The organism is Halobacteriovorax sp. RT-2-4 (assembly GCF_047085445.1).
In the GTDB taxonomy this organism is placed as follows: Bacteria; Bdellovibrionota; Bacteriovoracia; order Bacteriovoracales; family Bacteriovoracaceae; genus Halobacteriovorax_A.
Window position 1 is genome coordinate 672,084 of the sequence record NZ_JBKIXY010000001.1, and the last position, 22,035, is coordinate 694,118.

At 37.4% G+C, this 22,035-nt stretch carries 22 protein-coding genes; 11 read left to right on the top strand and 11 right to left on the bottom strand.

The genetic code is table 11. The annotated features are described in order from the left end of the window. Positions 1-20: 20 nt before the first annotated feature. Positions 21-596, bottom strand: a complete 576-nt coding sequence (locus tag ACMAYL_RS03085) for a superoxide dismutase (protein ID WP_412462715.1) — start codon at positions 594-596, stop codon at positions 21-23. Between the two features lie 82 nt (positions 597-678). Continuing rightward, entirely contained in the window at positions 679-1,746 is a 1,068-nt protein-coding gene (locus ACMAYL_RS03090) for an alpha/beta hydrolase (protein WP_412469660.1), read from the bottom strand. 95 nt (positions 1,747-1,841) lie between these two features. Between ACMAYL_RS03090 and ACMAYL_RS03095 the strand changes: the two genes are divergently transcribed. Next, positions 1,842-2,747, top strand: a complete 906-nt coding sequence (locus ACMAYL_RS03095; protein ID WP_412462717.1) for a LysR substrate-binding domain-containing protein — start codon at positions 1,842-1,844, stop codon at positions 2,745-2,747. Positions 2,748-2,805: 58 nt separating this feature from the next. Here the strand turns inward: ACMAYL_RS03095 and ACMAYL_RS03100 are convergent, their stop codons facing one another. Then, on the bottom strand, positions 2,806-3,825 hold the full coding sequence (locus tag ACMAYL_RS03100) for a 3-oxoacyl-ACP synthase III family protein (protein WP_412470730.1): 1,020 nt from the start codon (positions 3,823-3,825) through the stop codon (positions 2,806-2,808). A gap of 218 nt (positions 3,826-4,043) precedes the next feature. On the opposite strand from ACMAYL_RS03100, the gene ACMAYL_RS03105 reads away from it, so the two are divergent. Both ACMAYL_RS03105 and ACMAYL_RS03110 read left to right on the top strand, forming a co-directional pair. Next, positions 4,044-4,940, top strand: coding sequence for an endonuclease I family protein (locus ACMAYL_RS03105; protein ID WP_412470731.1), 897 nt, complete (start codon positions 4,044-4,046; stop codon positions 4,938-4,940). Beyond that, on the top strand, positions 4,921-5,349 hold the full coding sequence (locus tag ACMAYL_RS03110) for a hypothetical protein (RefSeq protein WP_412462719.1): 429 nt from the start codon (positions 4,921-4,923) through the stop codon (positions 5,347-5,349). Before ACMAYL_RS03105 ends, ACMAYL_RS03110 begins: the two co-directional genes overlap by 20 nt. A gap of 146 nt (positions 5,350-5,495) precedes the next feature. Here the strand turns inward: ACMAYL_RS03110 and ACMAYL_RS03115 are convergent, their stop codons facing one another. Next, entirely contained in the window at positions 5,496-5,657 is a 162-nt protein-coding gene (locus ACMAYL_RS03115; protein WP_158246838.1) for a hypothetical protein, read from the bottom strand. A 196-nt stretch (positions 5,658-5,853) separates the two neighbouring features. Between ACMAYL_RS03115 and ACMAYL_RS03120 the strand changes: the two genes are divergently transcribed. The 3 genes from ACMAYL_RS03120 to ACMAYL_RS03130 are packed head-to-tail and all read left to right on the top strand — an operon-like array spanning position 5,854 to position 7,626. Beyond that, a complete protein-coding gene (locus ACMAYL_RS03120; protein ID WP_103217510.1) occupies positions 5,854-6,309 on the top strand; it encodes a hypothetical protein in 456 nt (151 codons plus the stop codon). Between the two features lie 3 nt (positions 6,310-6,312). Beyond that, positions 6,313-6,900 (top strand): tRNA-uridine aminocarboxypropyltransferase, encoded by a 588-nt coding sequence (locus ACMAYL_RS03125; protein ID WP_392991612.1) that lies wholly within the window; start codon positions 6,313-6,315, stop codon positions 6,898-6,900. 15 nt (positions 6,901-6,915) lie between these two features. Continuing rightward, positions 6,916-7,626 carry an arginyltransferase gene (locus ACMAYL_RS03130; protein ID WP_412470732.1) on the top strand — a complete coding sequence of 237 codons (711 nt, stop codon included), beginning with the start codon at positions 6,916-6,918 and terminating at the stop codon, positions 7,624-7,626. On the opposite strand, the gene ACMAYL_RS03135 is transcribed toward ACMAYL_RS03130, so the two are convergent. Next, the gene (locus tag ACMAYL_RS03135; protein ID WP_412470733.1) at positions 7,623-8,237 is read right to left on the bottom strand and encodes an alpha-ketoglutarate-dependent dioxygenase AlkB family protein; all 615 of its coding nucleotides are present in this window, start codon (positions 8,235-8,237) and stop codon (positions 7,623-7,625) included. The two genes, ACMAYL_RS03130 and ACMAYL_RS03135, sit on opposite strands and share 4 nt — an antisense overlap. A 47-nt stretch (positions 8,238-8,284) precedes the next feature. Continuing rightward, entirely contained in the window at positions 8,285-9,091 is an 807-nt protein-coding gene (locus tag ACMAYL_RS03140; protein ID WP_392991608.1) for a hypothetical protein, read from the bottom strand. 288 nt (positions 9,092-9,379) lie between these two features. On the opposite strand from ACMAYL_RS03140, the gene ACMAYL_RS03145 reads away from it, so the two are divergent. After that, a complete protein-coding gene (locus ACMAYL_RS03145) occupies positions 9,380-11,146 on the top strand; it encodes a hypothetical protein (protein WP_412462722.1) in 1,767 nt (588 codons plus the stop codon). 4 nt (positions 11,147-11,150) lie between these two features. Here ACMAYL_RS03145 and ACMAYL_RS03150 read toward each other — a convergent pair whose 3' ends face one another. From ACMAYL_RS03150 to trmFO, 4 genes are read right to left on the bottom strand one after another with little or no spacing between them, the layout of a single operon-like run. After that, complete coding sequence (locus ACMAYL_RS03150; RefSeq protein ID WP_392991606.1) at positions 11,151-12,227, bottom strand: hypothetical protein; 1,077 nt, start codon at positions 12,225-12,227, stop codon at positions 11,151-11,153. 15 nt (positions 12,228-12,242) lie between these two features. After that, complete coding sequence (locus ACMAYL_RS03155) at positions 12,243-13,208, bottom strand: NAD-dependent epimerase/dehydratase family protein (RefSeq protein ID WP_103217517.1); 966 nt, start codon at positions 13,206-13,208, stop codon at positions 12,243-12,245. 17 nt (positions 13,209-13,225) lie between these two features. Next, a complete protein-coding gene (locus ACMAYL_RS03160; protein ID WP_412469664.1) occupies positions 13,226-14,152 on the bottom strand; it encodes a DMT family transporter in 927 nt (308 codons plus the stop codon). Beyond that, the gene (trmFO, locus tag ACMAYL_RS03165) at positions 14,149-15,519 is read right to left on the bottom strand and encodes a methylenetetrahydrofolate--tRNA-(uracil(54)-C(5))-methyltransferase (FADH(2)-oxidizing) TrmFO (RefSeq protein WP_412470734.1); all 1,371 of its coding nucleotides are present in this window, start codon (positions 15,517-15,519) and stop codon (positions 14,149-14,151) included. Before trmFO ends, ACMAYL_RS03160 begins: the two co-directional genes overlap by 4 nt. A gap of 114 nt (positions 15,520-15,633) precedes the next feature. On the opposite strand from trmFO, the gene ACMAYL_RS03170 reads away from it, so the two are divergent. The 4 genes from ACMAYL_RS03170 to ACMAYL_RS03185 all read left to right on the top strand — a co-directional run bounded on the left by ACMAYL_RS03170 (position 15,634) and on the right by ACMAYL_RS03185 (position 20,571). After that, positions 15,634-17,388 carry an NAD+ synthase gene (locus tag ACMAYL_RS03170; protein ID WP_412469665.1) on the top strand — a complete coding sequence of 585 codons (1,755 nt, stop codon included), beginning with the start codon at positions 15,634-15,636 and terminating at the stop codon, positions 17,386-17,388. 23 nt (positions 17,389-17,411) lie between these two features. Beyond that, positions 17,412-17,996: a hypothetical protein gene (locus tag ACMAYL_RS03175; protein WP_412469666.1), complete on the top strand. Its 585-nt coding sequence runs from the start codon at positions 17,412-17,414 to the stop codon at positions 17,994-17,996. 58 nt (positions 17,997-18,054) lie between these two features. Beyond that, positions 18,055-18,324: a hypothetical protein gene (locus ACMAYL_RS03180; protein ID WP_103217521.1), complete on the top strand. Its 270-nt coding sequence runs from the start codon at positions 18,055-18,057 to the stop codon at positions 18,322-18,324. Between the two features lie 81 nt (positions 18,325-18,405). Then, positions 18,406-20,571: an amino acid permease gene (locus ACMAYL_RS03185; protein WP_392991601.1), complete on the top strand. Its 2,166-nt coding sequence runs from the start codon at positions 18,406-18,408 to the stop codon at positions 20,569-20,571. Here ACMAYL_RS03185 and ACMAYL_RS03190 read toward each other — a convergent pair. Then, the gene (locus tag ACMAYL_RS03190) at positions 20,568-22,022 is read right to left on the bottom strand and encodes an ATP-binding protein (protein ID WP_412462724.1); all 1,455 of its coding nucleotides are present in this window, start codon (positions 22,020-22,022) and stop codon (positions 20,568-20,570) included. The two genes, ACMAYL_RS03185 and ACMAYL_RS03190, sit on opposite strands and share 4 nt — an antisense overlap. Positions 22,023-22,035 lie beyond the last annotated feature (13 nt).

Below are 22,035 nucleotides of genomic sequence, written 5' to 3' on the forward strand. Positions count from 1 at the left end.
TATAAGGGCCTTCATTTTAATTAAAGATTAGAATTTACAAAATCCCAATTAACGAGATTCCAGAACGCATCAATATATGATGGCCTTGCATTTCTGTAGTCCACATAATAAGCATGTTCCCATACATCAATTGTAAGAAGAGCTTTTAGACCTGAAGTCATAGGAGTCTCAGCATCATCTGTATTTACGATTTCAAGTTCTCCACTCTTGTTCTTCACTAACCATGTCCAACCAGAGCCAAAATTGGTTGCAGCAGTGTTAGAAAATTCTTCTTTAAATTTATCAAATGAACCCCATTTTGCATTAATCGCTTCTGCAACAGCACCACTTGCTTCTCCGCCAGCATTTGGCGCAAGACAATTCCAGTAGAATGAGTGATTCCAAACTTGAGCTGCATTATTGAATAGTCCACCTTTAGAGTTCATAATGATTTCTTCAAGTGACATATTTTCAAACTCAGTTCCAGGGATGGCCGCATTAAGTTTTGTTACATATGCGTTGTGATGTTTGCCGTAATGAAAATCAATTGTTTCGGCCGAGATATGAGGTGCTAGTGCATCTTTTGACCATGGTAATTCAGGTAACTTATGTTCCATTTTAACTTCTCCTTGATAATGTACGTTTAAGCATACGTCATAATAAGACCTCAACCTAGGTTGAGGTCAAGAAGTCTGGAGACTATTTTAAATTATCCTGAAAGAATTTTGTGATTTTTTCAAACGGGATAATATCTTTCTTATCATAAAGATCAACGTGGTTCACACCAGGCATAACCATAAGCTCCTTTGGTTCAGCGGCTGCCGCATAAGCGTCCTTACTGAAGTAAAGTGAGTGTGCCTCTTCCCCTGCAATAATGAGAATTGGACGAGGTGAAATCTCATTAACATAAGTTAGCAAAGGAAAGTTCATAAATGAAAGTGGTGAAGTTGCTGACCAACCAGTTGTCGAGTTAATTGATCTAGCGTGATAACCACGATCTGTACGGTAGTAATCAAAGAATCTCTTTATAACAATATTATCATCTTTAGAAAGAGTCTCTGGTAAATTACGTGGACCAACAGTTGGTGCATCTTTTTCAAAGTCAGCATATCTTTGATTGCTTAAGGCTTCTAGTGCCTGAGTGCGAGTTTCTTTTGTTAAAGTATTCCCAACTCCATTTGCCATGGCCGCCGACATATCATACATACTTGTTGTTACAACCGCTTTAATTCTCTTATCAACGGCCGCAGCACTTAATCCGAAACCACCAAAGCCACAAATTCCTATCACACCTATTTTTTCACGATCGACGAATTCTCGCGTACCAAGAAAATCAACAGCTGCACTAAAGTCTTCTGTGTTAATTTCTGCTGATGCTAAATTACGTGGTTCACCACCACTCTCCCCTGTATATGAAGGATCAAATGCAAGAGTGACAAAACCCTTCTCGGCCATCTCTTGAGCATAAAGTCCAGAGGACTGTTCTTTGACAGCACCGAATGGGCCACTAACAGCAAGTGCTGGTAACTTTTGAATTTTAGTATTCTTTGGAATATAGAGGTCTCCAACAAGTTCAATATTATAGCGATTTTTAAAAATCACCTTCTTATGTTCCACAAGTTCACTCTTTTTAAAGGTCTTATCCCATTCTTTAATTAAGTTCATTTTATCTCCTTTCTTAATTTTTTGGTTTGAGCACGCCGCCAAGAAGGCCAAGCTGCCAATAACCATAAACTTCGATACATTCTTTAGATTCAAGACTTCCATCATCAAGCTCCTTTTGTTTATAAATGGATTTTAGGCTAGAAAATTGTTTCGATAAATGGCACAATACTTAAAGAATCATTAACTAAGGGTTACTAATGAATAAGGACCAATTTGACGGGCTCATTGCTCTAAAAGTCGTTGCTGAAAAGAGAAGCTTTAGTGCGGCCGCTGAAGAACTACAAGTTTCTCCCCCAGCAATTAGTAAAATGATTTCAAGTTTGGAAGAAAAAATGGGAGTAACACTTCTTACTCGAACAACAAGAAGTGTTAGTTTATCTCAAGCGGGGCGAATATTTCTTGATCAAGCAGGGCCAGCGATGGAGCAGATTATTACTGCCCAAGAAAATGCAAAGAGCTTTGGTAAGTCGACAACTGGTACACTTAAGTTAAATATGCCTGGAGTTTTTTATCCTTATTATATTTCTAAACATATAAGTAGCTTCTTAAAAAAATATCCTGATGTCACAATTGATATCTTCTCAGATGATCAGGCCACAAATATATTCGATGAAGGTTTTGATGCAGGAATTCGCATTGATGATATCTTAGCTAAAGACCTAATTGCTTTAAAACTTTTTGGGCCAATTGAGTTTGTCGCCGTCGCTTCACCAAAGTACTTAAAAGAAAATGGAACTCCGAAGCACCCTAAAGATCTTTTAGAACATAATTGTGTTCGCCACCGTTTTGGAAGTGGAAATAGTATTTATGAGCGTTGGGAGTTTGAAGAAAAGAATAAAGAATTTAGTGTAAAAATAAATGGGAATATTATTTTAAACAACTCGGAAAATATTAGAGAAGCGGCACTTTCAGATGTGGGAATTATCTACACTGAGCGCGGTAATGTTCAAGATTATATCAATAAAGGAAAGCTTGTTTTACTTCTTGAAAAATATATCGCAACAAGCTCTGGCTACTACCTCTACTATCCACATAGAAAGCATATGTCCCCGACCCTTCGTGCATTCATTGACCATATGAAAGAATTAAAAAATAAGAAATAAAAAAGCCTCCAGTACGGAGGCTTTTTAGCAGTTGCGAAACCAAAGGTGCATGGCACCCTTAGACGCGATAAAGAGAAGCGGCCCAAGTAAACCCAGCACCGAATGCAGCACTTGCCACAAGCATACCTGGCTTAAGTACTCCTTCTTTCATTGCATCGTGCATTCCCAGAGGAATTGTCGCAGCAGTTGTATTTCCATATTTTTGAATTGTATTGAAAACTTTCTCTTCAGGAATTCCCATCACCTCTGCAACTTTAGAATTAATTCTTAAGTTTGCTTGATGGAATAAGAAAACATCAACATCATCAACGCTTACACCATTCTTGGCCATAAGTTTTGAAAGTGCTTCTGTCATTCTTTTTACAGCGTGAACAAAAACAGTCTTCCCATTCATTTGTGGGTAGTGAAGTTTTTCATCAAGCATGACCTGTGAAAGTCTTTCTGTTGAATCAAAACCAGTTCCTGCAGCAGGAAGCCAAAGCTCTTTAGCATACTTTCCTTCACTGTGAAGAGAAGCATCGATAAAGCAAGGCTCTGTTTTCTTATCATTAACTTCTGTTGCACTCATAACGATGGCACCAGCACCATCACCAAAAAGAACAGAAACATTACGTCCATCAGGAGTTTGGTCTAGACCTTTTGAATGCACTTCTGCACCAACAACAAGAATATTCTTATTTGATCCACTAACGATAAATTTATCAGCAACAGTCATGGCATAAAGAAAACCAGAACACTGTTGACGAATATCGATAGCAGGGATTTCTGAAAGACCTAGCTTATCTTGTAGAAAACAACCTGTTCCTGGAAAGTCAAAGTCAGGAGATAAAGTTGCTAAGATAATCATGTCGATATCTTCTTTATTAATGCCAGCATTTGCGATGGCCTCTTCACTTGCCTTAAGTGCAAGATCCGAAGTTGAAGTCTTTGCATCAACCCAGTGACGCTGCTCAATTCCTGTTCGCTGAACGATCCATTCATTTGAAGTATTCATCATCTCTTCGATATCTGAATTTTTAAAAACTTGTGGTGGTACGTAAGAACCCACTCCAATAATTTTACTTGCCAATACAGCCATAGTATTTCCTTTTCATAAATTTTCTTACATCTGAACTGGTGAATGATATCTTTTCAATTTAACACAAGATTCGCATATGCGATAGAGAGCAGACTTACAATTTTATTTTTCTTAAATTGCCCCGATACAATTTTTATGGGCCAATTCTTGCTCGGTTTTTTTATTGGCCAAGATATGTTTTCTTGTTAACATAGAACTATTCCAAGGAAGGAATTAAAATGACTAAGCTTAGTCACCTTATGGTGTTTATTTACATTCAAATGAGTTTTAGCGCATCTGCTGCATACAACTCAACCCAACTGACGAATCACTCTTACTACCCAGAGGATACAGCGCAGTTCATCTCTAATACTCTTAAAAAAGCCAACAAGAACAGTTTAAATACTTCTCTTAAGATAAAAGAAAAGCTTAGAGAAATATTGGTTTCTGCTCATATTAGAACACCAAATAAAAATGACTTACTTGCAGCTGATTGCTCAGGTAAGAAAAATTGTTATCTTCAAAGAACGCCAAGAAATTACAAAGAAGCTAGAAAGTATCTTTTTGGTGATATCTATTTACAGACTTCATCAAGAGGTCTCTATGTAAAAGATGTTTACTGTAACCAAGATGTCACAGAAAGAGATGGTGTTGGAAAAATGCAAATTCCAAATCATCAAGTAATCAACTGTGAACACAGCTGGCCACAATCAAGATTTAATCCAAGAGAAGATAAGAATACGCAAAGAAATGATTTGCACCACCTTTTTCCAGCAAACTCACGTGCTAACTCTTCTCGCAGCAATCACCCATTCGGTGAAGTAATTGGTAGAGTTATTAATTCAAATTGTCAGGATTCTCACATTGGAGAAGTAAACTACGAGAATGAGACAACGACTTCATTTGAACCACCAGAAGAAATCAGAGGTAATATTGCAAGAGCACTATTCTACTTCTCAACTCGCTATAATCTTCCAATTGATGAGGCCCAAGAATTCTATTTAAGAAAATGGCACAAGGAAGACCCTGTTGATACTTTTGAAGAAAGTATTAATAACAGAATCTATGAAATTCAAAATAGTCGCAATCCATTTATTGACGACGAAAACCTAGTTGATGCAATTAAAGATTTTTAAATTTTCCATTATCGCATTAGTACTCACTTCATGTGCTACGAAGCAAAAACCAGTGAAGCCTCTCACTCAAAGAGAGAGGCAGCTACTCTATTATAAGAAACTTCGTGCGGCAAAATGGGAAGAAATCACTAAAAAGCGCAAACAGCAAGAGCGCAGCTATCACAGAGATACTAAAATCACGATTAAAACGAAAAGGCAGAAACCTGCTCCTAAAAAAGTTTCACCAGTAATTCCTGTTGATCCCAATGAGCAGAGAATCGAGATTGAACAACTAATTTCATTCCATTGTATTAAAGAGAGAATGGATAATTGTGATGAATTATCGACTAAAATTTATGAGAATTGCCTCCAAGAGTTTAACCCTGGAGACAAGAGACTTACATACTGTGTAACAAAAGCACTAAAGTAGAGATTAGTTACCTACCTTCTTATCAGAATTATCTCCAGACTTTTCAAATTCTTCTAACTCTTTTTCTGCTTTCTTTCTAAGTTCTTCTTGTTTTTTCTTTAAGGCCTCTTTCTGCTTACGTCTCTCCGCGAGATCACGAACTACATTTACTCGTTCAGCACTAGGCCCACCTGCTTTCCCAGCTTTTCCTCATCATCCTCATTTGTCTTTTCTGTTTTCTTTGGCTTTGGCCTTGAAAAATGCCAATAAGCCTTCACAAGCTCCTTGGCCTCTTTTTCTTCTAGCTTTAGTCTTTCTTTTAAATTCATTATTACTCCTTGCCAAAATATTTTGGTAGTCATCAGTACTTATATTTGGCCATATGAATCAATTCACATCAACTTAAGTTAGTTATAGATTTCCAAACTCAGTTAAAATTAACTTTGTGTTAAGTTTTTCAATTATTTTTAAACATTAGAGTCTGCTTATTGAGTAAAATAAAGATCAGATGTATAATTCTAGAACATGAAGAGTTTAGTTATAAATACCATTGTAAATGCGAGTGTCGATGAAATTCTGAATAATTTCAATGCAGATACTATGCAAGAAGCAACACCTCCATTTATCAATTTGGAAGTCCCACGCTTTGATGGTAATTCAGTTTCTGATCAGACTCATCTAATTACTTCGATCCTTGGCCACTACCAATCTTGGGTAATCGAAGTCACTCAAAAGAAAGAAACTTCTGATGGGATCATTATTCGAACAGAGGCCATCGAAACTCCATTTCCTTTCACAATGTGGATTCATACTTATCATATTCGCGATATTGGAAATGGGAAAACTAAGATCACTGATAATATCAAATATAAAACAGAAAATTTTGCATTTGATTTACTCATTTACCCAATTATCTATTTCATTATGTACTACAGAAAGCCAATCTTAATGGATAAGTACAATAAAGAACTAAATATCTAAACTATGGCCAAGAGAAATCATTGTCAAAAATGCCAACGTCCACAAGGGCTGTGTCTATGTCACACAATTGAAAATGTGACATTAAAGAATAAATTGATTATTTTCCAAGATGAAAAAGAGGCCCTTCATCCGTTCAATACAGCGAGGTTGGCCAAGCTAGTTGCACCTGATATTGAACTTGTCTCAAGTGAAAATATCACAGAAGAACGAATCCAAGAAATAAGAGAGACAAGGCCATTTCTACTTTTTAAAAATGAAAATTCAATCCCATTAAATGCTGAAAATATTCACTTACTTCAGAGCAAGAATATCGTCGTTCTTGATGGTACGTGGAAGAAGGCCAGAAAAATCTATCATACTTGGCCGGCCCTAAGTGAGCTACCATGCTATCACCTCGAGCTAGATGATCAGAAAACAATCTATCAAAGTATTCGAAAGTCATGTGGTGAAACTCACCTCTCTACACTTGAGGCCATCGCTGTAACTCTTGAAGTCCTTGGTGAAATAAATGAAGTACAAGTTAAACAATTTTTAGCGCCATTAAAAGAGCTTATAAAACAGCAAGAAGCCTTCCATCAAAGACCTAATTAATGCTATCATGATTCAATGAAAATGATTCTAAGCCCTCGAATTAGCGATCTTGATCAATGTCCATATTTAAAAGAAGAGATGGAACAACATGAGTTCTTCTTTAGTTCAGAGTTAAGTGATACCGAACTAGACTTTCTACTTGAGCGCGGCTGGCGTAAATTTGGTCAATTCATCTTTAGACCTTTATGCCCAAATTGTCAGAAATGTATTCCAATACGAGTCGAGTTAAAAAAATTTTCCCTCACAAAAAACCAGTCAAAATTTTTAAAGAGAAATCATAACAAAGGTTTACAGGTTAAGTTTTCGCCGCTGCTATATAGACAAAAGCATTTTGAAATCTATCGTCTGCATGGACAAAACCGCTTTGTCGACAGTATCGATGCGACAATTATTGATAACGAGCTACTATTTAAGGAAACGTTTTATCGCTTTACAGGAACTCAACTTCTTAGCGAAATATTTTTCGAAAATAAACTCATCGCTTTTGGAATTTTGGAGCAATCCCAAAATGCTTTAAGTAGCGTTTACTTTTGTTACGACCCGAGTTTTGAAAAAATGAGTCTTGGGCATCTAGGCGCCCTTGCTGAAATTATCCATGCAAAGAATATGGGACTTGAATATTACTATCTCGGTTACTGGATTGAAGAAAACGAATTTATGAAATACAAGTCTCGATACATGCCTTATCAGCTCTATGACTGGAGTTCGAAAAGTTGGGAGAGCTAATCGACGATATAGCGAAAAGTTAAGTTTATTCTTTCATCAACTTGCTTTGCCGTTTTATTGAGTTGATGTTTCCAATTATGTTGAAGTGCTCCTTTCATAATCAAAAGACTTTTATCTTCCAAATTAATTTCAACTTTTTCTATAGACTTATCAAAACGATGCTTTAAAACAAACTTACGAGACTCTCCGAAAGATGCCGATGCTATCACAGGATTGCGCCCGAGGCTTTCCTCGTCATCGCTGTGCCAAGCTGCATAGTCGGATCCATCACGATAGAGATTACAAAGGCAGCCATTAAATTGATGCTTAGTTATCTTTTCGATCTCTTCTTTCAAAACACTAAGTTTGTCATTCCAGTCGATACGGGGAAGCTTTACACCAGAATAACTATATTCCTTATCATCACTATACCAAGCATGGAGCCTTGGTATTGCATGTGTTTTTCCATATAGTGTGATTTCACCTTCTTGCCATTTAATTGAATTTCTCAAGTCATCAAATTCAATCTTAGTCTTTGCAAAGAAATTAGGATAGTAAATCGCAGTACCACCTTTTAGATCGTAAACGACTTCTTCATTTTCATTTGTACCAAAGAGATCAAATTGATTCATCTATTTCCTAAAATTACCTAAAATTCACTAGAACTCACTAGAACTCACTAGAACTCAAAGTTAAGCAACCCTAAGTACGCCGTGGCCGCATCAAACTTATACCCATCAATATTATATAAAGAATAGCCTAATGTTAAGTATGGGTTCCATGCTGCAATCTTAAAATCCATTCTCACACCAAGATCACTAATTGTTGTATCTAAATTATAGCATTGGCCACCATCACAAAAATCAGTCTCTCCATAGTTGAACGAAGAATAAGCACCAAGACCAAACCCACGAGTAAGCATATATGTATAAGATAAATTCACTCCTGCACCCGAATATTCAATCTCATTTAAAATATCATAATCAAAACCATCTTCTAATGTAATAGAATCTGCTTCCATTGTACGGATTGAAAGGCCAATACGAAATTTATGATTATTTATTTTTTTAACGCCACTAACAGCAAGCTCACTACCAACTAAGTGTAAATCTGCGCCATAATAATCAACAGTCGAAGAAATAGCACTGATTCCTAGTTGAACCTTTAGGTTATCTTTACTGCTTTCAAGCTCAGGGGCAATCATCACTTTAGTACTATTAATATCATTATGTAGCTGTTGAGTTGTTGCATCTAACTCCTGCTTTGGTGCTTCGACAACTACTTCTTGTACCTGCACTTCCTCTTTTTTAGGACTGAGTGATTTTGCGATTTCCTTTGCAAGCTCTTGCTTTACAAGCGAACGCATCTGTTCATCTTTGATTGTCGCATTGATTTTTTCAACTTGAGTATTATACTCTTCTAAAGATAGGCCAAATGTTTGAGTAGATAATGCCAAAATAAATATTAAAGATAAAACTCTCTTCACTTCTTCCCCCATGCTCTTATTTCCATATATATAAGCAACCTAGAGGCCAAAAAATTTCATACAATTCTAGCAACTTAGAAATAAGCATTGCACATTTTCTAAACAAAAAGACTAATCTTAGAACAATTTTAAATATTGAGAGCGAAAAGATTCTAAACGCCACGAAAAAGACACGGCCAAAAAAGCGTAAAAGATGCCTAAGTATCTAAAATTGCAATAAATCTTATATAATACTAAGGGTATGAACTTAATTTCGATAAAATACTCTTATAAGCTGAGGAGATCGCTATGAAAATGGCAAGCGGACATTTTATAACTATAAAGAAGTTAATTATAACTCTTGTATCATGGTCGATGCTTTTGACTCCGATGGCCTATGCGCAAGAACAAACTGAAGTAAACACACAGGCCCAGTCACAAGAACAAGTCCAAACTCAAGCTGAACAAGAAGACGGCCGCACAGAAGTTCAAAAAAAATCTGACCCGAATTACTGTTATCACGATGGTACAAATCAGAAGTGTGATGGAGGTAATGTTTATAATTGTCACCTTGAACAATGTGTAAGCGCTAATGATAATAAGAACTACAATATGGAATACCAAAATTGTGGGATCGATGAAAAATGTCAGGAAGATCTAAAAGCTGATGCAAAGCTTTTTACAAATCATAAGACAAGTGGACCAAAAGGAGCATCTGATACGATGAGCTACCTTGCTGCCGCTGCACAAGTAGGTCAAGGATGTGTTCTGCTTTTTGGTGGAATGTGCCAGTCAGATGGAATTGGGGCCATGCTTTCAGGTGCAATAATTCTTGCGGTAGCTCTCATGTCGGCCATGGGTGATGGTTATAAGAAAAAATTTAAAAGTTATAAAGATGCTCTTGCTAAACTTGATGAGAACGATGAAAAAGCATGGAACCACCAAACACAAAGAGTTGCTCTAGAAACAGAAGTTCAACTTTTAAAAGATATGGAAAAGGCGGCCCAGGATAAAATGAAGCATCATAAGAGAATTATGATGATGATTACAATCTCTACTGCTATTGCGGCCATTTGTGCGGCCCTGACAATCTTTGGCTGTCCAGCTTCAAATCCATGTACATATTGGGTACTAGGGCTAGGAGCAGTGGCCCTAATGCTAGAAAACCAGGCCCTATCGACAGCAAAGAAGGCCCACAAAAGTGCAAAGAGCGCCAGAGAAAAAACAGAGGTTGTTCTTAAGAAGCTTATGGCCCGCTATAATAACCAATACAACCCTGCTTCAAGCCAGAAGACATCAGTTGCTAGTGCTATGGCCACACCAGGTGCTCAAGGACTTGGAATGAATAATAACCAAGAAACATTTGATGTTGATGAAGTGAAGTCAGAAAAACTTAAAACAATTCCAAAGCTTGATATTAAAATGGGATCTCTTGGAACGACTGGTGAAACTTTTGCAAATACAATTGGACTTAGTGAAGTACAAGGCGGATACAACAAAACAAAGAAGACTGGAAATTCTAAATATGTAAATGAGGCCCTTGATAATAATGCCGCTAAAATTAATAAAGCAGCTAATCGCGTCCTAAAAGCACTGGCAAAATCAGACAAGACAAACGATAAGGCCAAGAAGGCAATCAACGCGATTCTTAATCCAGCAGCGAATAAAAGATATCTTGCCGATACTCTTGCTGGCCACGTATCCCCTGTTCAAATGGCACTGAATTACAGAAGGGCCGGTGGGACAAATGCATCAAGAGATATTGCAAAGAACTCTCAAGAGCTTGAAAAAGGAACAGGAGAAGGACTTGCTGTAGCTTATGACCCAGCCTCTAAAGACTATCTAAATAAACTTAAAAATCAATTAAATGGTTTTGAGAACTTACTTGATAGTGATGATGGTGTTATGGCGCTTTCTAATTATGACCCTACAGTAAATGAAGACGCTGTTGAACAATTAAATGACGACGAGATCATTGAAGATAAAGGAACAATCCACAAGGACTCAAAGCTGTCCCTGTGGAAAATTATTTCAAATCGTTACAATGTAATTAAATTAAAAAAGACACTAGAATAATTTATTAGGCTTCACAGCAGCTGTCATCTCTTAGAGACTGTTGTGAAGCTTTACTAGCTTCTATCTCATCACTTATCCTCTTAAATTCCTTTAAAAAGATATGCTTAAATTTTACCATTTCGTAATTAGCTGAAACCCCATGGCGCTTCTTAGGATCTTCATCAGGAATCCCTACTTGTACAGGGTATCTAAGTGATAAGTAATCAGCAGGAAGCTCATGAACTCCTACACCAAATGGTAAAAACTTATTTCCATTTGTAAGAACAGGTCTTCCACAACTTAACGCTTTCAAAGAGAAGTGAGGAAATTTATCTGTTGTATCGATCAGATACTTAGTACCTGCTAAAAGAGGAGCTAACTCACCTGAACAACGATCTCCAAAGAAAAGCTCCGGATGCTTTTGCGCATACATCCCTAAGTGATCATGCTTTCCGATAAACTTAAACTTCTTATCACCGTAAATATCGATGATCTTATAAACTTCAGAACTCGTCAGAGGCTCACAGTTAATTAGAAAGTAGTCTCGATTAAACATTCCTTCAGGAAGGATCTTGTAATCTTTTAATGCAATTGCCGGTGTAACCTGAGTAGCATTTGGAAACTCTTCTAAAATAGCTTCTTCATTAGACCAAAGAGTATTGGCCCTTTTTAAATACTTTCTCTGCTTAGTACGAGTGAAGGCCTTAAAGAAGAATTCCTTGAATGAAGACTTCTTTTTAATTGAATTGATATCTTCAACAAAATAAGTGAATAAATAAGTGTCATCACACATTTTGATTTCTTGAGAAAACCCACGAGAAAGATTAACGACTAGATCAACACTACATGGAATAAAAAGTCCTCTTGCAGCTCCGTGAACAAGGTGAGATTTATCAACTAAATCTTCCCAAGACTTAACAAAGCGATTTAGGAATGTTGAATGAATCTTTCTTTGTTCAACAGGTCCTAGAACTTGACCTTGTCTATGAACAAGAGTGTAGAGCTCAACGTTATCACCGATAACACCCATGATGGTTTCTAGACACTCAATATAATAATCTCTTTCAATGACAGCATCACAGCTAACAACAACTTTTAACATATATTTTCTCTATACCTATTTTTTAATATCTCTAAAGTATTTTGCAGTTTCTTCAATCCCTTGCGCAAAAGTAACTTTTGGCAAGTATCCTAGTTTCATAACACGATTAATATCTGGTCTTCTACGTTTTGGATCATCTTTTGGTAATTCTTGATAAGTAAGTTTTGAAGAAGACTCAAGTGCATCAACGATTAACTCTCCAGTTTCCTTAATTGTATACTCATCAGGGTTTCCAATATTATATGGCATGTGATCCCCAAGCATTAGAACGTGATCAATTGCATTTGCAAGATCAGTTACATAACAGAAAGAGCGAGTTTGACTTCCATCACCATAAACAGTGATATCTTCTCCTTCAAGCGCTTGGTTAATAAAGTTTGGAATAACACGACCATCATCTGGGCGCATACGAGGTCCATATGTATTAAAGATACGAATGATTCGAGTATCGACTTCGTACTTTCTGTAATAAGTCATAGTTAAGGCTTCAGCGTAGCGTTTTGCTTCATCATAACAGCTTCTTGGCCCAATTGGATTAACATGACCAACATAGTCTTCAACTTGTGGGTGGATCTCAGGATCACCGTAGACTTCAGAAGTTGACGCTTCAAGAAATCTTGCACCATGATCCTTAGCTAGCTCTAGCAAATGCTGAGTTCCAATAGAGTTTACCATCATGATTTCAAGAGGAATGACCTTGAAGTCAATTGGAGAAGCAGGAGAAGCCAGAGATAGGATATAATCAAATTTCACATCACCAAAGTCAGGAAGACCCTTGATAATATCGCATTCTGTGAAGTGAAAGTTTTCATACTTAGATAGAAGCTCAATATTTGACTTTGAACCAGTAATAAAATTATCTAACCCATAAACAGTTGCACCTTTTTCAAGATAAAGCTGAGCGACAGTTGAAGGAACAAAGCCAGCAGCACCTGCGATTAAAAAATTCTTCCCCTTATGGTCCATTGGTAATTGGTTCATCTAAACTCCTGATATATTTAATTTACTTGTACATTTAATTCGTGTTTTCTATTGGCCAATTGTAGCATCGTCGATCCGAGCAGTAAAAATGCTCCACCCAAAAGCTGAACGACAGTAAGTCTTTGATCAAGGGCTACCCAGTTGATTATGACTGCAAAAAATGGAAATGACATCTCTGCAATTGTACAAACCTTAGCTGAAACTTGGCCAAGCCCTTTGTAGTAGAAATACATTCCAAAGATCCCCGAGATCAGGGCCAAGATACTAACTTTTCCCCATAGCTCAATTGGAAAATTAAGCCCTGTGCCACTTGCTATCATAAAAGGAATAATTGCCATTAATCCTACGACAAAGCGCAAAGACATAACTTCTTTTTCAATCCAATTGCTCTTCATAAGATACTTGCCAAAGACAGTCGCACTCCCCCAACTAATAACAGAGACGAGGGCAAGACAAAGTCCATACAGAGACGAGCGATCAAAACTAACCTGGCCAGCTTTAATTAAATTAATGGCACTATTAATGTCTTGATAACTAATAAGTATCGCACCAAATAAAGAGACAGCTGCCCATAATAGAAAACGCTTTGTGATACGCTCTTTTAAAATAAGATAAGCAAGACTTATCGCTATAAATGGTTGAAGTTTTTGTAATAGAATAACAAGCGATGGATTTAAAAGAGCAAATGACTTTGTAAAAGTTAATGTTGCGATTGCCGAGCCCATGGCACCAATCATAAAAAAGCAAAGCATTTCAAATGGCTTCATTTTCACGATCTTCTTTCTGGCCATATAAAGTGTTGGCAAGAAGAGGATTGTTAAGAAAAGGTGCTCACCAAATACAATGATCTCACTACTATTGTACTTATAAAGCAGTGGATAACGAATAAGCGTATCCAGCGCCCAAATAAAGCAAGCAATGAGAATAAAAACTAAACCTTTCACTTCGTAAAGTACCCACTCATGAATTCATCAAAAACTATTTTTGCGCGATCTGCGGCCAATTGCTTCTTAACTTTCTTGCGGTTTTTTCGATCACGTCTTTGTTCCTTTGTTAAAGTAACAGGAGGAAGAAGTCCAAAGTTAATATTTGAAGGCGTAGGTTTTGGTACAGTCATAATATAATTAACTAAGGCACCTAATCCAGTCTCAACAGGAAATTGTTTAACTTCCTCACCTCTTAACTTCTTTAGTAATTGAAGTGCCACATACTGTCCCATTGATGCAGATTCAGTATAGCCCTCAACACCAGTGATTTGACCAGCAAAGTAGATATTTGGGATTTTCTTAACACTTAAATCAAAATCAAGCAGCGTTCTTGAGTTGATAAATGAATTTCTATGAACAGAACCTAGGTGCAGGAAACTTGCATTTTCAAAACCAGGAATCTTTCTAAATACTCTTGTTTGCTCAGGGTATTTTAGACGAGTTTGGAATCCAACCATATTAAAGGCCGATCCAAGAAGATTTTCACGTCTAAGCTGAACACATGCATATGGAAGAGATCCATCTGGAAGCTCAAGTCCAATAGGCTTCATACATGAGAAGCGTGCTGTATCAACTCCACGCTCTGCCATGATATCAACAGGCAGGCATGATTCGAAGAATTTATAATCTTCAAAATTTTGGGCAGGAACTTTTTCAGCAGCAACAAGCTCAGCAACGAATGCTTCGTACTGCTCTTTATTCATTGGTGCGTTTAAGTAATCAGCTTCCTCTCCTTCTTCCTCACTAACCGGCTTGTGGCGGTCTTTGTAGTAAAGTTTTGAATAATCGAGGCTGTCTCCGTCAACAACAGGTGCAATAGCATCGTAGAAGTAGAAATCATCATTTGAAATATTCTTTACAATCCAATTAGAAAGTCCTTCTGTTGTCAGAGGTCCTGAAGCGATAATACACGCATCAGCTTGATATTCGGCCATAAGGGCCTGTGGATCAGAAGCATCTTGAGCTACAATAGTTATTTTCTCATTTGCGTGAAGACGCTCAGTTACTTCGGCCGAAAAACCTTCACGATCTACTGCAAGAGCATCTCCAGCAGGCACGGCGTGCTTTCTTGCAGAATCAAGAATGATTGAACCAAGGGCATCCATTTCATATTTTAGAAGTCCATGACCTGAAGCTGGACTCATTGATTTAAGTGAGTTTGTACAAACTAATTCGGCAAAAGAATCAATTTTTTGTGCTGGGTTTTTCTGGATCGTCTTGTTTTCAACAAGAATAACTTCAACCCCATGACTAGCTAAAAAGTTAGCAGATTCACTACCTGCCATACCCGCACCAATAACAATTACTTTATGTGAATTAGACAATTTCAACCTCTTTAATATACTTAAATGATGATATAGACCTTATATATGCAAACATGCTATAAAGTCCATTAATTACCAGTATTTAACTAATATTATTAACATAGAGACGACGCAATGCAAATAGTCATTCATCAAACTGATCACACCATTGGCAACTTTACACAAATTTACAAATACATAGAGAATCTCGTTCATTCTCAGGACTTTCAAAACAAAATTCACATCTTCCCAGAAACGTATTTAACAGGCTATCCGCTTCAAGATTTAGTTCTACAAAAAACATTTATTCGCGAATATCACGAATTACTTGATGCCCTTAAGCAATTATTTTCTAAGATCAAATTTGAGGATCAAACAGCTCTTCTAATTGGCGGAATTCGCTATGACTTTGATGAAAAAACACAGATCCCTTCACATATCTACAATGTGATATTTGAGGTCACAAAAGATGCCAACCTGAATGATATTTATAAGAAATGTCTTCTGCCAGCATACGATATTTTTGACGAAACAAAATACTATACACCTGGAGACTCTGCGACAATTTGGAGTCTTGGTGACTATAACTTTGGTCTATTAATCTGTGAGGATATGTGGCACTCGAAACAGTATTCGATAGATCCACTTCAACTCCTTATGGATAAAGCTCAAGGTAAATTTCTAAATGGTGTTATCAACTTAAGTGCTTCACCTTGGAATATTGATAAGGAGCAAAAGCGCCTAAAGCGTGCAAGCGAGATATCGAAAGTCTTCAATGTGCCTTTTTACTATGTCAATAAAGTTGGAGCAGAAGATGAGATCATCTTTGATGGTGCTAGTTTTGTTGTTAATGAAACGACTGTTGTGGCCAAGGCAAAGTCTTTTGTTTCGGATGTGATGGAAGTTGAAGTAGGGCCAGCAGTAGAAATGAAAAATCTTGGAGATGCACCTCAAGGTGCCCACTCTTGGGAGTCTCTATTTGGTCCTCAGATAGAAGAAACTGTAAATGGAGCAAGGCTAAGACCTCTTACAGAAGAAAATTTAGATGCTATTTTAGGAGCAATTAATTTAGGTCTTCAGGACTATGCCAGAAAGTGTGGTATGAATAAATTCCTAGTGGCCCTTTCTGGAGGGATTGACTCTGCACTTGTTCTAACACTAGTGAAATTATTCCTTCGCCCAGGTCAAGAAGTTGAGGCCATTTACATGCCTTCTAAGTTCTCAGCAGGACTTAGCTGGGAAATCAGTGAGGAGCTATGTAAGAATCTTGGTGTGAAGCTTCACAGTGTACCAATCAAGTTTCTTCACTCATCAGTGCAAAACTTATTCCAAGACTCTCTAGACCCTTTAACAGGGCTAGCTGATGAAAATATACAGTCTCGCTTAAGAGGGGCACTACTCTATGCTCGCTCAAATCAGACAGGAGCAATGGTAATCAATACTTCTAATAAATCAGAAATTGCTGTTGGCTACTCGACTCTATATGGTGACTCAGTAGGTGCCTTAAGCATTCTTGGGGATCTGTATAAAAGTGAAGTATTTGCTCTTTCAAGACATATTAATAAAAACTTTAATAATATCATTCCAACGGCTGTAATCGAACGCCCTCCAAGTGCGGAGCTTAGGGAAGAACAAAAAGATGAAGATTCTTTACCTCCATACGATACCCTCGATATGATATTGGAATCATACCTTTCTTATCGCTACGATATGGAAGATCTTCTTAAGCTTGGGTTAAACAAAACTGAAGTTGAAAGAGTCATCAAACTAATATTAAATAGTGAGTATAAAAGGCAGCAGTTCTGTCCTATTTTGAAACTTAAAGATAAAAGCTTTGGTTTTGGGAGACGCGTGCCGATATGTAAGAAGGTTGATTTTAATTTAGTCTAATAGGTTTAGGGAGATAAGAGAAAATGAATAAGACTTTTGAAAAGGTAATGAGTTCTTTCGACGATGTAAAAGCAATGGTTGATAATGTTATTACAAATAAATCGGTAAAAGAAGTGGAAAAAAATGTGATGAACTTTATTGGTCAAGTTGAGAAAGAAGCTCGCAACGTTGTTGATAAAGACGTTAGAAAAGTTGTTCTCACACTTCAGAAAGAAAAGAAAAAAGTTGAAAAATTTGTGGACACAACAATTCAAAAAGAAGTTAAGGCCGCAAAGAAATATCTCGATGGACACATCAAAGATGTTCAAAAGCTTCAAAAGAGCCTTGATAAATATCTAAAAGATGAAATGAAAAAGGCCAAGAAGACGGCAACTAAAAAAGTGAAAGAAGCCGAGGCAACAATTAAGAAGAAGGCCAAAACGGCCAAGAAAGTAGTTAAGAAAAATGTTGCTGCTAAAACAGCGGCGGCAAAGAAAGCTACAACAAAAAAGGCAACGACAAAGAAAGCTGCTCCTAAGAAAGCCGTTGCAAAAAAAGCTGCCCCAAAGAAAGCAGCTGCAAAAAAAGCGGCCCCAAAGAAAACGGCCAAGAAAGCTACACGTAAATAGCACTCGACACATATGAGGGAGCCTAATGCTCCCTCACATAGCCCACAAGGTGGATGTCATGGAAAAGAGTCTCAATTCTCATATTCAAAAACTACTTCCGAAGTTTAAGGCATCTAAAAAAACTGAAATTGACTACCTCTTGCCAAAAATTGCAACGATGCAAGAAAATGAACTCCGTCAGGTCCTTCACAAGATGGCCGGAAGCTTCTCTTGCTATAATTTCCTTAAAATTGGTGCTTCTTTAAAGGCTTTTGAGCTAGACCAAGATCTTGACTCAAAGCGCGACCTTGTAAAAAAAGCTCTTGAAGAGATCCTAGCTGAACTATAGTCCAAATACCTATTTTTATTAACAATCCCTTTCTTTTTTGTGATAATGCCCAAATACTAAAATTTGAATAAGGGAATTTAATTGAAGAAACTTGAAAGAAACTTAGGACTCTCGTCAGTTATCTCTATCAGTATTGCCTCAATGCTTGGATCAGGGATCTTTGTTCTTCCAGGACTCGCATTTGAAGTAACAGGCCCATATGTTTGGATCTCATACTTACTAGCTGGACTTTGCGTTCTTCCGGCCGCTCTATCTAAGTCTGAACTTGCCACGGCCATGCCAGCTTCAGGTGGTACATATATCTATATAGAAAGAACATTTGGCCCTATGGCCGGAACAATTGCAGGTCTTGGCCTTTGGATCTCGCTGCTTCTTAAAGCAGCTTTCGCATTAATGGGTTTTGGTGCCTATCTAGGGGCCATTAGCTCAGGATTTGACTTAAAAAACTTTGCCCTTATTCTAACGGCCATCATCACGCTCCTTAATATTGTTGGTGTTGGTAAAGTCAGTGGATTACTGATTGCCGTCGTCATTCTTTCGACAATAGGCTTAACAGTTTTAAATATTGGAACCCTTTCAACGGCCCAGGTTATTACAGGGATTCCATTTTCGTTTACACATATTGATACGATCTTAGCAGCAGCTGGTCTTGTTTTCATTTCATACGCGGGTGTAACTAAAGTTGCAGCAATTGCGGAAGAGATAAAGACGCCAGAAAAGAATCTCCCAAGAGGTATTCTTCTGTCACTTTTAATTGTGACACTTCTTTACTGTGTTACAACACTTGCCCTAGCTAAATACTTACCACTAGAGCAACTCAAAAATAATTTAAGACCAATCTATACCCTAGCATATGAATTTGGTGGGAAAAATTTCGGTCTGGTTATGGCGATTTTGGCCATTCTAACGATGACTTCAATGGCAAACGCAGGCCTTTTAGCAGCTTCTCGTTTCCCTTTTGCCATGAGCCGTGATCACCTTATCCCAAGGCTATTTGGACATCTTCATCGAAAATTTCTTACACCAGTATGGAGTATTTTGGCCTCAGGACTTGTCATCGCCTGTGCCATCTACTTTTTAAATATTGCTAAGATCGCAAAGCTTGCTTCAGCATTCATTCTAACAATTTACATGATTGAAAATATTGCTGTTATCGCTCTAAGAGAAACACATATCCAGTGGTATAAACCGACTTACAAATCACCACTATATCCGTACGTCCAAATTTTCGGAATTCTTTCAACTCTATACTTACTTGTAATGATGAAAGACTTGGCCGTGATTGGGCTGGTTTCAATTTCAGTTCCAGGAATTTTGATTTATCTCTTCTACGCTAAAGGACGTGTTAACCGAAAAGGAGTTCTTGGTATCAGAGGAAAGAGAACGGACCTAGTAAATGAGGCCCAATTTCCTGCTCCAGCAATGTCGGAAAAATTAAGTCTTGATCAAGACGCTAATGTTGTCGTGGCCCTCATTGGAAATGAGCGATCACCAGAGATGCTCATTGATATGGGGACATCACTTGCGGGTGGAGAAAATATTGAAGTTGCTCACCTGACAGAGGCACCTGAGCAAACTGATCTTAATGACTTTACTGATGAAGACCCAAAACTTAGGTCTTTAAGACGTCGAGTTATTGCCATGGCCATTGAGAAGACAACACCAATTAACTTTGATCCAATTGTTACCCACGATCTATCAAAATCAATCTTTGAAATTGGCCAAAGACTACACTGTAATTGGCTATTCATGGAGTGGAAAGGACGCCTACGTGATACATTCACAACACAAAGTCCCGTAGCATGGCTAAGGTCTCATTTAAATTGTCACCTCGTTATCTTTAGAGACAATGGTGTGAGGTATATGAGAAAGATTATGGTTTTAATTGACCAAAACTCAAATGATGTCACACTAATTCAGGCGGCCCAACAAATTGCAGAGGCCCATAAAGCAGAGATCACATTTATCTACTTAACCGACAAAGACCTTACAATTGAAGAGACCTCACAAGTTGAGAAGTATATTCGCCTTATTAGTGGTGATATGAATGTTAGAACAACTGGACACATTATAAAGTATCACGACAAAGTCGATACTCTAGAAACGATTACAGTTGAATATGACCTGCTCGTTTTCAACTCAAATAAGAAGCATCGTTGGTTTCATGTCTTTGGTACAGAAGATGACCAAATTATGGCAAAGGCTTCATGTTCAGTTCTTGGGATTCATACAGGAAACGCGAATTAAAGTAGCTCAGACTTTGGAAGGCTTATAGAGAAAGTCGTATATTCAGAGTCTGGGTCATACGTTAAACTTCCACCGTGATCCATAATAATTTCACGGCTAATATTTAGGCCAAGACCTGTTCCCTTTTCTTTACTTTTAGTTGTATAGAAACGATTAAAGATTTTTTGAGCTATATCTTTTTCAATCCCTTGCCCACTATCTAATACCTCAAGGATAACGTGTTGAGCATCATCTAGAAGATTAATTTCAATCCATTGCTCTTTAAGTCCAGCAATCGCATCGTGAGAGTTGTTAAATAAGTTGATTAAAACTTGAATAATCTCTGATGAGTTAATATTCACGAGATCCGAATCAGCATCATTTGAAAAAACGATGCGAAGACTTTCGTCAACAAGCCCTGTTTTAAATAATGCAATAGAGTCATGAACAATCGAAGACAAGCTTGTCATCTCACGCATTGAGCGATCATCTTGAGAATAAATATTGAGAGAGCTAACAATATTTGCAATTCGATTTTTTTGCTCACCAATTGAGCGAATTTTCTCTAATAATTGCTCTGAACTAATCGTTTCACCACGTCGCTCAATGGCCTGAACCTGCAGTTCGATGATTGCTAATGGATTATTCACTTCATGAGCTATATTGGCGGCCATTTGTCCGAGGGCCGTCCACTTACTCATTTTATCAATTGTTGCTTTTTGAGAATCAATTTCGCGGTTACGACGGAAGCGTTCCGTAACATCGGCCGTACGATCAAGAAAGTAGTGACCTAGCTGATTGAAGTCATGATACTCCATTGAGCATTCAAAAACTGACTCCTCATCATCTCCCATTTCCATAAAAACAGTATCAGTGATAATTTCACCGACAGATTCTTTTGCTCGATCAGCACGTTGATAGAATTTCTTAAGATTTTTTCCACTTACAACATCTTTAATATTTAGCCCAACGAGAGGCTTTCCATTCCAAGTCGCATCCGCTTTTGAAACGTAGACAAAGTTATAATCCTTATCAAAGACAGTGAAAATATCAGAACTTTGCTCAACCATTTCTCTAATAAAGAAATTTGTCGAGCTAGTAGTAAGATTAACTTCATGCGGGCGAATCTTAGATAAAACTCTCTTATTGCCTTCATCGTCAATAAAAGGATTAAATTCGACATCCCAAGTAATAGCATCTCGATTAAGTCGATTCGTAAGTATAATCTGCTCTCGGCCAAACTCTCCGTTTAGCGCTCTTGCAAAACAATTCTTAACTTTTAAAACTTCAGATTCGCTTAAGTGACCTTTGTAGTAATCATAAACACTCATTCCAAGATAATCTTCAGAGAATCCAAAAAGAGTTGTTGAAACAAAGAGGAAACAAGCATTTTCATCAAACACAGCAACTCGAACATTTTGCTCTTCAAAATTTCCAAGCTTTAATAAATCGATCAGTTGCTGTGTGTTCATATAGTTTCTGTTT

Excerpts from the sequence above, each read along its gene's own strand:
- ACMAYL_RS03085 (WP_412462715.1), bottom strand. The coding sequence starts at position 596 with ATGGAACATAAGTTACCTGAATTACCATGGTCAAAAGATGCACTAGCA.
- ACMAYL_RS03090 (WP_412469660.1), bottom strand. The coding sequence starts at position 1,746 with ATGGAAGTCTTGAATCTAAAGAATGTATCGAAGTTTATGGTTATTGGC.
- ACMAYL_RS03095 (WP_412462717.1), top strand. The coding sequence starts at position 1,842 with ATGAATAAGGACCAATTTGACGGGCTCATTGCTCTAAAAGTCGTTGCT.
- ACMAYL_RS03100 (WP_412470730.1), bottom strand. The coding sequence starts at position 3,825 with ATGGCTGTATTGGCAAGTAAAATTATTGGAGTGGGTTCTTACGTACCA.
- ACMAYL_RS03105 (WP_412470731.1), top strand. The coding sequence starts at position 4,044 with ATGACTAAGCTTAGTCACCTTATGGTGTTTATTTACATTCAAATGAGT.
- ACMAYL_RS03110 (WP_412462719.1), top strand. The coding sequence starts at position 4,921 with ATGCAATTAAAGATTTTTAAATTTTCCATTATCGCATTAGTACTCACT.
- ACMAYL_RS03115 (WP_158246838.1), bottom strand. The coding sequence starts at position 5,657 with ATGAATTTAAAAGAAAGACTAAAGCTAGAAGAAAAAGAGGCCAAGGAG.
- ACMAYL_RS03120 (WP_103217510.1), top strand. The coding sequence starts at position 5,854 with ATGAAGAGTTTAGTTATAAATACCATTGTAAATGCGAGTGTCGATGAA.
- ACMAYL_RS03125 (WP_392991612.1), top strand. The coding sequence starts at position 6,313 with ATGGCCAAGAGAAATCATTGTCAAAAATGCCAACGTCCACAAGGGCTG.
- ACMAYL_RS03130 (WP_412470732.1), top strand. The coding sequence starts at position 6,916 with ATGAAAATGATTCTAAGCCCTCGAATTAGCGATCTTGATCAATGTCCA.
- ACMAYL_RS03135 (WP_412470733.1), bottom strand. The coding sequence starts at position 8,237 with ATGAATCAATTTGATCTCTTTGGTACAAATGAAAATGAAGAAGTCGTT.
- ACMAYL_RS03145 (WP_412462722.1), top strand. The coding sequence starts at position 9,380 with ATGAAAATGGCAAGCGGACATTTTATAACTATAAAGAAGTTAATTATA.
- ACMAYL_RS03150 (WP_392991606.1), bottom strand. The coding sequence starts at position 12,227 with ATGTTAAAAGTTGTTGTTAGCTGTGATGCTGTCATTGAAAGAGATTAT.
- ACMAYL_RS03155 (WP_103217517.1), bottom strand. The coding sequence starts at position 13,208 with ATGAACCAATTACCAATGGACCATAAGGGGAAGAATTTTTTAATCGCA.
- ACMAYL_RS03170 (WP_412469665.1), top strand. The coding sequence starts at position 15,634 with ATGCAAATAGTCATTCATCAAACTGATCACACCATTGGCAACTTTACA.
- ACMAYL_RS03175 (WP_412469666.1), top strand. The coding sequence starts at position 17,412 with ATGAATAAGACTTTTGAAAAGGTAATGAGTTCTTTCGACGATGTAAAA.
- ACMAYL_RS03180 (WP_103217521.1), top strand. The coding sequence starts at position 18,055 with ATGGAAAAGAGTCTCAATTCTCATATTCAAAAACTACTTCCGAAGTTT.
- ACMAYL_RS03190 (WP_412462724.1), bottom strand. The coding sequence starts at position 22,022 with ATGAACACACAGCAACTGATCGATTTATTAAAGCTTGGAAATTTTGAA.